Source organism: Staphylococcus sp. EG-SA-18 (assembly GCF_017151825.1).
In the GTDB taxonomy this organism is placed as follows: domain Bacteria; phylum Bacillota; class Bacilli; order Staphylococcales; family Staphylococcaceae; genus Staphylococcus; species Staphylococcus aureus.
Window position 1 is genome coordinate 1 of record NZ_JACYVY010000050.1, and the last position, 11,598, is coordinate 11,598.

Here is an 11,598-nt window from a genome sequence, read left to right on the forward strand (position 1 = left end):
CAGAAGTTAAGCTCCTTAGCGTCGATGGTAGTCGAACTTACGTTCCGCTAGAGTAGAACGTTGCCAGGCAAAAAATGGATGCGATGAGCCGCATTGAGACCGCAAGGTCTCTTTTTTTATGTCTAAAGTTACATAGTAAAAAGCAAACACAAAGAAAGATGGCTTGGCGAAGTGAAAACGTTTGAATCTGACGAAACAAGAAAAGAGCGCAACGAGTTTAGTAGAGCTAAATGAGTAAGCGAGAGCCGAAGGAGAGGAAAGAAGCAAGCGATTGTCACAAGTCAAGAAAGGTCTTTAGCGACGATGGTAGCAAACTTACGTTCCGCTAGAGTAGAACGTTACCAGGCAAGTTGAGACCGCAAGGTCTCTTTTTTTATGTCTAAAACGTCAAAATAAAAGCAAACACAAAGAAAAATGGCTTGGCGAAGTGAAAACGTTTGAATCTGACGAAACGAGAAATGTAAAGTATAATAAAAAGCAGTCATAAGATGATTTCAATTAGAAATCAATTTATGACTGTTTTTCTTACTATGTGTTAAATTAACAATGAATATAACATCTTATTTTCATTAATATAAATATTGGAAGGATCGAAATGATTTACACGTTGTTTGAGTTGTATTAAATCATCATGATCTTTAAGTTGAATACCAATAATGACAGTACCTGTATTTTGAGAAGATTTTTTCAAGTATTCAAATTTTGTAATATCGTCTTGTGGGCCTAAAACATCATTTACAAATTCTCTTAATGCACCAGGGCGTTGAGGGAAGTTTAAAATAAAATAATGTTTCATTTCTTCATATAATAAAGAACGTTCTTCAATTTCCTTCATACGATTAATATCATTATTACCACCACTAATGACACAAACAACAGTTTTACCCTTAATGTGGTCTTTGTAGTTTTCAAGAGCACTCACACTTAATGCGCCAGCAGGTTCTGCTACAATTGCTTGTTTTGAATACATGTCTAAAATCGTAGAACAAACTGCACCTTCATCTACTTGAACGTAATCATCTACATTTTCTTTTGCAATTTCAAATGTAATATCGCCAACTCTAGCTACAGATGCACCGTCCACAAATTTATCGATATTAGGCAATGTGACTACCTGATTATTTACGACAACAGATTCATACATACTACTTGCACCTGAAGGTTCAACACCTATAATTTTCGTAGTAGGTGAATAGGTTTTAAAGTAAGTACTAATACCTGAAATTAATCCACCACCACCAATAGCGGCAAATAAATAATCAAAGTTAACATTGTCAGTCTTTGATTGTTCTAGCATTTCTTTAGCAAGCGTACCTTGTCCAGAAATTGTATGAACATTATTGAATGGATCTATAAAGTTCATTTGATGTTCACTTGTATAAGTTAAAGCTTCAGCTAAACAGTGATCAAATGTATCACCAGTGAGTACAACTTCAACGTTACTATTTCCAAAGAACTTTACTTGATTTACCTTTTGTAAAGGTGTAGTGACTGGCATAAAGATAACAGCGTTTAAATTAAGTTTTTTAGCTGTATAGGCAACACCTTGAGCATGATTACCTGCACTCGCACATGTAATACCTTTACTTTTAGCTTCATCTGACAAAACAGAAATAGCGTTGTAAGCACCTCTTAATTTAAAAGAACGTACCCATTGTAAATCTTCTCGTTTTAAATAAACTTTACAATCATACTTTTGAGATAAGTAATGGTCTAATTGTAAAGGTGTTTCTTTGACAATATCTTTAAGTCTTAAAAATGCTTCATCGATATCTTTCGTAGAAACTGTTGTTTTGACTGTCATAATATTCAACTCCCTTAAAGTGATTTTTCATATTTTTCTATTAATGATTCATATTGTAGGGTGATTGCAATGTCATCTAAGCCATTTACAAGTTTATTTTTCCAAGTTTCATCAATTTCAAAATGGAAACGCTTGTCTGGTGATGACACAGTTTGATTTGGTAAATCGACCTCAATTTCAACATATTTAGCAAGATGTTCACGTGCATTTTTTTCTAAAACAATTGGTAACATTGCATTTTTTGTACAATTCATATAAAATATGTCACTGAAACTTCCTGCAATAATAATATGAAAACCATAGTCCTTAAGAGCCCAAGCAGCATGTTCACGACTTGAACCGCATCCAAAATTATCTCCTGTAATTAAAATAGAAGCCCCTTTATATTGTGGTTTGTTAGGATTGAAATCTGGATTATCTGAACCATCAGGTAAGTACCGCCATTCATCAAAAGCAAATGGACCGAAACCACTTTTTGAAATACGCTTTAAGTGTACCTTAGGAATGATTTGGTCTGTATCGATATTGTCGTTGAAGAGAGGGACTATTTTACCTTTATATGTTGTAATAGGTTTGATTGCTGCCATTTAAACAACCACCTTTCTTACGTCCACAAATTTACCATGAATAGCTGCTGCTGCTGCCATAGCAGGGGATACTAAATGTGTTCTTGCACCTTTACCTTGTCGTCCTTCAAAGTTTCGATTACTTGTAGATGCACAATGTACGCCCTCAGGTACTTGGTCAGGATTCATGCCTAAACACATTGAACATCCTGGTTCACGCCATTCAAATCCTGCATTTTTAAAGATAGTATCTAGACCTAATTTTTCAGCTTCTTTTTTTACTGTACGAGAACCTGGCACGACAATAGCTGTAATATTTGGGTGAACTTTATTTCCTTTAACAATATGACTAGCTTCAATCAAATCTGATAGTCTAGCATTCGTACATGAACCGAGGAAAACATACCCTAAGTCGATATCTTCAGCTTTTTGTCCTGGTTCTAACCCCATATAATCATACGCACGTTGATCGTTGATATCACTGATTTCAGGGAATGGTTCACTGAAATTAACACCCATTTCAGGATTAGTTCCCCATGTCACTTGTGGTTCTAATGTTGAAACATCAAGTTCAATTACACGATCAAATATCGCGTCGTCATCAGAATATAGCTCACGCCACTTATCAACTGATTTAACGAAGTTATCGGCAAATGGTCTCCCTTTAACATATTCAAATGTTATATCATCAGGTTGGATTATGCCGTATTTGGCACCACCTTCGATAGCCATGTTACAAATAGTCATTCGACCGTCCATTGAAAGGTTTTTAATTGTTTCGCCAGTAAATTCCAAAGCATAGCCTGTACCAAAGTCAACACCATACGTTTTAATTAAATGCAGAATAATGTCCTTAGCATAGACGCCTGTTGGTAAGGTACCATTAATATCGATTTTTAAGTTTTTGGGTTTTGTTTGCCATAGCGTTTGAGTTGCGAAAACATGTTCAACTTCACTTGTTCCAATTCCAAATGCAATAGCACCAAATGCTCCATGTGTTGCTGTGTGAGAGTCACCACAAACGATTGTCTTTCCAGGCTGTGTAAGTCCTGTCTCAGGTCCTACCATGTGAACAATACCTTGTTCATCAGAACCCATATCAAAAATATGCACCCCAAAATCTATGGCGTTTTTTTGTAATGTTGTGATTTGTTTGTTTGCAATTTCATCTTTAATATTGAATATATCAATAGTAGGAACATTGTGATCGAGTGTTGCAAATGTTAAATCTGGGCGTCTTAATTTTCTGTTTTGAAGCCTAAGTCCTTCAAATGCTTGAGGAGAAGTAACTTCATGTATAAGGTGTAAATCAATGTATAATAGTTGCGGTTCGCCCAATTTCCCGTATAACACATGTCTGTTCCACACCTTGTCAAATAATGTTTGACCCATTTACATCTCCCCCTTAGTGATTCAATTTTTGAGATAGAATTTCGAAAATATCAGTAGTATTCAATTTGCCGCCTAAATCTGCTGTCGTTTGCCCATGTTCAATCATGTTATAAATATGTTGTTCTAATTCATCTGCAGCATCTGGTTGATTTAAGCTTTCACGTAAACACATCGCTAAAGATAGAATCATTCCAAATGGATTGGCAACGTTTTTACCTGCAATATCTGGTGCTGATCCATGAATAGGCTCATACAATCTTGGACCATCGTTACTAAAACTAGCAGAAGGTGATAAACCAAGTGAACCAGGAATCACTGAAGCTTCATCACTTAAAATATCGCCAAATAAGTTTTCACATACGATGACGTCAAATTGTTTTGGATTTGTGATTAAATGCATACTACAAGCATCAACAAGTAAGTGATTTACTGTTACTTCTGGATATAATTGACTTACTTCATTTACGACTTTGCGCCACAATTTACTAGAAGCTAATACATTTTCTTTATCAACTGATGTTAGTTTTCCTCGTCTTGAAGCGGCCAATTTAAATGCTACGTGAACAATGCGTTCTATTTCTTCTCTTGTATAAGTAAGAGAATCTAAGGCCTCGTGATTATTAAAATGTCTAGGTTCTCCAAAATAAATACCACTTGTCAATTCACGGACTATAACTAAATCTGTGCCTTCAACGCGTTCTTCCTTTAAAGGTGATAAAGAACTAGCGCCTTTGACAACGGTAGTGGGGCGTATATTTGCAAATAAATTTAAGGATTTACGCAATTTTAATAATCCTTGTTCTGGTCGATTGTTAGGATCTGTCCATTTAGGTCCACCGATTGCACCCAGTAAAATAGCATCTGCTCTTTTACACGCATTTAAGGTTTTCTCAGTTAAAGGTTCGCCGAATGTATCAATAGAGGCACCACCAAATTCGTGGTGCTCTATTTGATAATTAAAGTTATATTTATTACTTATAATTTCAAGCAATGATAGAGATCCGTTCAAAATTTCTGGACCGATTCCATCACCAGGTAGGGCAACAATGTTATAAGTCATAATTAATTACCTACCTTCTCAACATTTTCAGCTGCAAATTTAGCATGTGCTTCTACGTATGCTTTACAAGAGGCTTGTAAAATATCATGATCAATACCAAAGCCATTGACAGTCTTACCTTCAATCAATAAATTTACATGTACTTCTGCTTGGGCATCAGTACCTTCAGTGACAGAATTAATACGATAATCAATTAATTCTGTTTCTTTCTGGAAAATACGATCAACTGCATTGTAAATTGCTACGATTGAGCCAGTACCAATACTTGAATCCTGGTAAATATGACCCTCTTTATCTTTAACAACAACAACAGCACTTTGAAGGCCGCTAGAGACATATTGTAGTTGCAGTGTTTCCAATTTATAAAGTGCTTGATGCTCATGCTCAGAACCTTGAATAATCGCATGAATATCTCTATCTGAAACAGATTTCTTTTTGTCCGCAATGGCCTTGAATTGTTTAAATAAATCTATTTGCGCTTCTTTATCAATGCCATAACCTAATGCTTTTAACTTCTCTGAGAAGGCGTGTTTACCAGATAATTTTCCTAATGGAAGTTCAGTCGTGCTTACACCAACAAGTTGAGGTGTCATAATTTCATATGTTTCACGATGTTTTAATACGCCATCTTGGTGAATACCTGATTCATGACTAAATGCATTTTGGCCAACAATTGCTTTATTTCTAGGCACTCGAATACCTGCATATCTTGAAATTAAATCCGATGTTTTTTTAGTTTCTTCGAGATTAAGAGCAGTTTGAGCACCATAATGATCATTTCGAACGTATAGTGCAAGCGCGACTTCTTCAAGTGCTGCATTACCTGCTCGTTCACCAATACCATTTACAGTGCCTTCAATTCGTCTCGCACCGCCTTCAATTGCAGCTAAACTATTTGAAACAGCCATTCCTAAATCGTCATGGCAATGAGCACTATAAATAATTTCATTTGAAGATGTTACAGATTCTGTTAAGGTTTTGAAAATATGTGCATATTCATCATGGTAACTGTAGCCGACTGTATCAGGAATATTAATAACTGTAGCTCCAGCGTCAACGGCAGTTTGTACACATTTCACTAAGAATGGTAATTCAGTACGCGTTGCATCTTCAGGTGAAAATTGAACAACGTCAAATAATTGTTTCGCGTATGTGACATGTTCTTTAATAGATGCTAAAACGTCTTCTTGAGACATTTTAAGTTTATGTTCAAGATGAATAGGTGGTGTTGCTATAAAAACATGCACGACCGGCTTCGCTGCATCTTTTGTTGCTTCATATACAGCATCGATGTCAGATTTTTTACATCTAGCTAAACCACATACAGCCGTTGTTGTTAATGTTTGTGCAATTGCTTGAACAGATTTAAAGCTACCTGTACTTGAAGCAGGAAATCCAGCTTCAATAACATCTACACCCCATTTTTCTAATTGCAATGCAATACGCAAGCGTTCATCAAAAGTAAAATTCACTCCTGGTGTTTGTTCACCGTCTCTTAGTGTCGTATCAAAAATTTGAATATGACTACTCATATTTAACAACTCCTCATTGTAGGTCTATCTTATTTTTCAATGCTTTTAGATTTAATAAAAGGCATCATTTCGCGTAATTCACGACCAACTTTTTCAATTTGATGACCATGTTGTTCTTCGCGTAATTTATAAAATTCTTTGAATCCATTTTTATTGTCTTCGATAAAGCGATTACTGAAGTTACCATTTTGGATATCAGTTAATACAGCTTTCATATTTTCTTTAACATCTGGTGTGATAACACGTGGTCCTGAAACATAGTCACCAAATTCAGCAGTATTTGAAATTGAGTAACGTACATTTTCCATACCGCCTTCATACATCAAATCAACGATTAATTTCATTTCATGTAATACTTCAAAATAAGCTAATTCTGGTTGATAACCCGCTTCTACTAATGTTTCAAAGCCACTTTGAATTAATTTCGATACACCACCGCAAAGTACTGCTTGTTCACCAAATAAATCTGTCTCAGTTTCTTCTTTAAATGTTGTTTCAATAACACCTGCACGAGTTGCACCAATACCTTTTGCATAACTTAAAGCAATATTACGTGCTTGACCTGAAGCGTCTTGTTGAATACCAAATAGTGATGGTACAGCAGAACCTTCAACAAATGTACGTCTAACTAAATGACCCGGTCCTTTAGGAGCTACTAAAAATACATCAACATCAGCTGGTGGTTGAATAACACCAAAATGAATGTTAAAGCCATGAGCAAATGCAAGCGCATTATGTTTTTCTAAATTTGGTTCAATTTCGTTTTTGTATACATCACCTTGAATTTCATCAGGTAATAGCACCATAATTACATCAGCTTGCTTAACTGCTTCTGCAACAGGGAACACATCAAATCCATCTTCTTTAGCTTTGTCAAAAGAACGACCTGGGCGAATGCCGATGACTACATCATATCCATTGTCTTTTAAGTTTTGTGCATGCGCGTGACCTTGTGATCCATAACCTACTACTGCAATTTTTTTGCCTTGTAAAGCGTCCGTTTTTACATCTTGATCATAATAAACTGTTGTCATAATAAATTCCTCCAAATAATTAAATATTTTGTTTTTCGAAAATTCTGAAATATAACTTTGTAATAGTGGCAGATGTTAACTAGCAGCCTATGATTTATCTATAACTAATTAGCGCATCATTGCCTTTGTCTTAAAATTAAGCTTCGTTATCAACAAGGTCGTAGCATTCAACCGTTAAAACATTAATTTGTTGTTTTAATTTTTTAATTAATATATGAAGTGATGTATCATCTTGAATATCGACTTGAATTTCCATGTTAGAAATCCCAGGTTGTTCAGAATGTGTAACATGTAATGTATCGATATTATATTGTAGGCGAACAAAAGCACTTGTAATTCGATTTAGCGTGCTGACTTGATCCGCAACTTGTAATTTAAGAATTCTTGTCATTATAAGCCCTCCATTTCATGATTTGATTTGCCACTCGGAACCATTGGGGTTACAGCTTCAGTAGGGGAAATACGAACCTCAATTAAAGCTGGTCCTTGATAAGCAAACGCTGCATCTAATTGTTCTTCCAGTTGTTCTGGCTTATCGATTAAGAAACCTTTGACGCCATATGCTTCTGCCATTTTCATAAAATCAGGTTGACCATTAAATACTGAGTGTGAGAAGCGTTGATTAAAGAACTTATCTTGCCATTGTTTAACCATACCTAATGTTCCATTATTGATTAGTACGATTTTGACATCTAAACCATATTCGGGTAAAAGTGCCATTTCTTGGTTTGTCATTTGGAAACCACCGTCACCGACGAAACATACGACTGTTTTATCAGGATTAGCTAATTTGGCACCAATTGACGAAGGAATACCGAATCCCATTGTTCCTAAACCACCGCTTGTAACCCATTGTCCGTGATTTTTAAATGGATAAAATTGAGCTGCCCACATTTGATGTTGTCCCACGTCTGTAGTAACAATTGCTTCACCATTTGTAATTTTGCCGATATATTCGATTGTTTGTTGTGGCTTACAAAATACTTGATCTTCTTCACCAAGTTTAAATGGGTGTTTCTGCTTATTATTTTGACAATGTTTAACCCAGTCACTGTGTTCTATAGTCTCAACATTTTTATCATTTAAACATTCTAAAAATCTTTTACAGTCTGCAATAATACCTAAATCTACATGAATAACTTTATTGATTTCTGAAGGATCAATATCTACATGTACAATTTTGGCGTTAGGTGCAAAGGCATCAGGTTTGCTTGCTAATCTATCATCGAAGCGGCTACCTAAATTAATGAGTAAATCACACTCAGTTAATGCCATGTTACTAGCATAAGAACCATGCATACCTCCCATACCTAAAAATAGTGTATCCTCATAAGGTACAGCACCTAGACCTAGTAAAGTAGTAACTGTTGGGATTTGATGTTTATTAACAAACTGTGTTAATAATTGATTTGATTTTGATTGATTAATACCTGCGCCGGCTAATACGACAGGCTTTTTCGCTTCTTTTAAAAGTGAGATGAAAGTGTCAATGTCTTTATTTTCTGGTTCTGTAACAACTTCATAACCTGGAATATTGATTTCGTCGCATAAATCCACATTTGTAGCTAAAACACCCATATCTTTTGGAAAATCAATCACTACAGGACCTTTGCGTCCAGAATTAGCTACATGGAAAGCTTCGTGTACGATTTTAGGGATATCTTCAACACGTTTCACTTGATAATTTTGTTTTGTAATTGGTGAAGTCATAGATAGAATATCCGCTTCTTGGAATGCATCTTTACCAATGCCTGGTGTAGCAACTTGTCCAGTGAATACAACTAGAGGTAAAGAGTCGCAATGTGCATCCGTAATACCTGTCATTACATTAGTTGCACCTGGACCGCTTGTAACTACAACGACGCCAGTTTTACCAGATACACGTGCATAACCTTCTGCAGCATGAACAGCACCTTGTTCGTGTCTTGCTAAAATATGTTTGATTTTACCATCATAAAATGTGTCGTATAAAGGTAGTACGGCACCACCAGGATAACCGAATAAATAATCCACATTTTCTTTAAGTAGAGCTTCTACTAGCACTTCTGATCCTGAACGCATGTCATTTAAAGTTTTTTCATTTAGTTGTTCAAGTTCAAGTGATTCAGCCATTTTTAAAGGGTCAATATTTTGGTTTACTTCATGTTGAGTTTTAGACATTTTAACCATCTCCAATATAAAAATAAATTAAATTAAATTCTCAGGGACTTGCATGACGCCACCTGTATTTGCGCTAGTTACTAGGGCAGTATAACGAGCTAGATAACCTGTTTTTACTTTCGCTTTAAACGGTGTTAAAGATTCTCGGCGACGCGCTAGAACATCTTCAGGCTGGTTTACGTTTAATGTACGATTTGTTAAATCAATAGTAATCTCATCTCCATCTTCAATTAAGGCAATTGGTCCACCAGATGCAGCTTCAGGGGAAATATGACCAACTGCAATACCTCTTGTGGCACCGGAAAAACGCCCATCAGTAATTAATGCAACATCTTTACCTAAGCCGCGACCAACAATAGAGGAAGTAGGTGCTAACATTTCAGGCATACCTGGTCCACCTTTAGGTCCTTCATATCTAATGACAACGACGTGGCCTGCACGAACGGTACGATTGTCTATTGCTTCAACAGCTTCATCATGCGAATTGAAACAAATTGCTTTCCCAGTAAATGTTTTGATAGATGGATCAACGCCGCCAACTTTAATAACTGCGCCTTTAGGGGCGATATTACCAAATAAGATAGATAAACCGCCTTGTGCATCATATGGTGCATCAAGAGGGTGAATGACATCAAAGTTCTTAATTTCTTTGCCTTCGTTATTTTCACGTAACGTTTTGCCAGTAACTGTGATTCTATCTGGGTGTAACGTGCCATCTTTCTTCATCAATTCATTAATAATTGCTGGGACGCCACCAGCTTCATGCACATCATGCATTGAATACGATGAACTAGGTGCTATTTTTGATAAATATGGCGTGCGTTTGGCAATAGCATTAATGCGCTCTAAGTCATAATCAATACCAGCTTCATTGGCAATGGCTAACGTATGCAGTACCGTGTTTGTTGAACCACCCATAGCCATATCAAGTGCAAATGCATCATCAATTGCTTCGCGAGTAACGATATCACGTGGTTTTAAATCATTTTTAATATTTTCAACTAATTTAAAAGCTGCTTGGCGAATCATTTCTCGTCGCTGATCACTGACTGCAAGTGCAGTACCGTTGTATGGTAATGCTAGACCTAAAACTTCCATCAAACAGTTCATTGAATTTGCAGTAAACATCCCAGCACATGAACCACAAGTAGGGCAGGCATTTTGTTCCATATCTAAAAATTCTTCTTTAGAAATCGATCCTTCTTTAAATGCGCCGACTGCTTCAAACATTGATGAAAGTGTTAATGCTTTTCCATGTGCAGATAAGCCAGCTTTCATTGGTCCACCAGAGCAAAAGATAGCTGGTACGTTTGTCCTCATGGCTGCTAAAATCATACCGGGTGTAATCTTGTCACAATTAGGAATGTAAAATACGCCGTCAAACCAATGAGCGTTAATTACAGTTTCAGCTGCATCTGCAATAATTTCACGTGATGGTAGAGAATATCGCATTCCGATATGTCCCATAGCTATTCCATCATCAACACCAATTGTATTGAATTCAAATGGAATGGCACCGGCTTCTCTAATTGCTTCTTTAGCTATATCTGCAAGCTCTCTCAAGTGAATATGTCCAGGAACAATATCAATATAAGAGTTACAAATAGCTACAAATGGTTTGTTCATATCAGTTGGACTTTTTAGCGCGCCCGTGGCATGTAAAAGACTTCTTGCTGGTGCTTGGTGATCTCCTTTTTTGATCATGTCGCTTCGCATAGTAAATTCCCCCGTAAATTTTAATGATTAATCATGTTTTATAGTAATAAAAATAAGTAATTGAAAGATAAAACATAAAAAAACGTCCCAATAATATTGGGACGTTTACAAGTCCCATTCAAACAGAAATAGGACTTAAAGCGTTTAGTAAATATTTACTAACGTTCGAGTCCTAAAGAGTATAATAAAATAATAATATTTGAAGTTGTCGGTTGATGTTCAGTATATTGATTAAGCATTTTATTATACTCCTTCCGTGAATGGTATATATCACTTTAATAGTTAGAATTGTCTAAAAATTTGATAAATTTAATTTACTATATCTGCTTTAGTA

The 11,598-nt window shown here is 35.9% G+C and carries 9 protein-coding genes; all 9 read right to left on the bottom strand.

Annotation, left to right across the window (positions count from 1 at the left end):
* Window positions 1–535 precede the first annotated feature (535 nt).
* The 9 genes from ilvA to ilvD all read right to left on the bottom strand — a co-directional run bounded on the left by ilvA (window position 536) and on the right by ilvD (window position 11,264).
* Window positions 536–1,804: a threonine ammonia-lyase IlvA gene (gene ilvA / locus IDG66_RS10990; protein WP_000216855.1), complete on the bottom strand. Its 1,269-nt coding sequence runs from the start codon at window positions 1,802–1,804 to the stop codon at window positions 536–538.
* A 14-nt stretch (window positions 1,805–1,818) separates the two neighbouring features.
* Window positions 1,819–2,391, bottom strand: a complete 573-nt coding sequence (gene leuD / locus IDG66_RS10995) for a 3-isopropylmalate dehydratase small subunit (RefSeq protein ID WP_000718948.1) — start codon at window positions 2,389–2,391, stop codon at window positions 1,819–1,821.
* The gene (gene leuC, locus IDG66_RS11000; protein WP_000531834.1) at window positions 2,392–3,762 is read right to left on the bottom strand and encodes a 3-isopropylmalate dehydratase large subunit; all 1,371 of its coding nucleotides are present in this window, start codon (window positions 3,760–3,762) and stop codon (window positions 2,392–2,394) included.
* A gap of 13 nt (window positions 3,763–3,775) precedes the next feature.
* Window positions 3,776–4,822, bottom strand: coding sequence for a 3-isopropylmalate dehydrogenase (gene leuB, locus IDG66_RS11005; RefSeq protein WP_000221945.1), 1,047 nt, complete (start codon window positions 4,820–4,822; stop codon window positions 3,776–3,778).
* Between the two features lie 2 nt (window positions 4,823–4,824).
* Window positions 4,825–6,354, bottom strand: coding sequence for a 2-isopropylmalate synthase (locus tag IDG66_RS11010; RefSeq protein WP_103143671.1), 1,530 nt, complete (start codon window positions 6,352–6,354; stop codon window positions 4,825–4,827).
* 29 nt (window positions 6,355–6,383) lie between these two features.
* On the bottom strand, window positions 6,384–7,388 hold the full coding sequence (gene ilvC, locus IDG66_RS11015) for a ketol-acid reductoisomerase (RefSeq protein WP_000214552.1): 1,005 nt from the start codon (window positions 7,386–7,388) through the stop codon (window positions 6,384–6,386).
* A 136-nt stretch (window positions 7,389–7,524) separates the two neighbouring features.
* Window positions 7,525–7,779, bottom strand: coding sequence for an ACT domain-containing protein (locus IDG66_RS11020; RefSeq protein WP_000196911.1), 255 nt, complete (start codon window positions 7,777–7,779; stop codon window positions 7,525–7,527).
* Window positions 7,779–9,548, bottom strand: a complete 1,770-nt coding sequence (ilvB, locus tag IDG66_RS11025) for a biosynthetic-type acetolactate synthase large subunit (RefSeq protein WP_000047810.1) — start codon at window positions 9,546–9,548, stop codon at window positions 7,779–7,781. Before ilvB ends, IDG66_RS11020 begins: the two co-directional genes overlap by 1 nt.
* Before the next feature lie 27 nt (window positions 9,549–9,575).
* Window positions 9,576–11,264 (bottom strand): dihydroxy-acid dehydratase, encoded by a 1,689-nt coding sequence (gene ilvD, locus IDG66_RS11030; protein WP_103143670.1) that lies wholly within the window; start codon window positions 11,262–11,264, stop codon window positions 9,576–9,578.
* Window positions 11,265–11,598 lie beyond the last annotated feature (334 nt).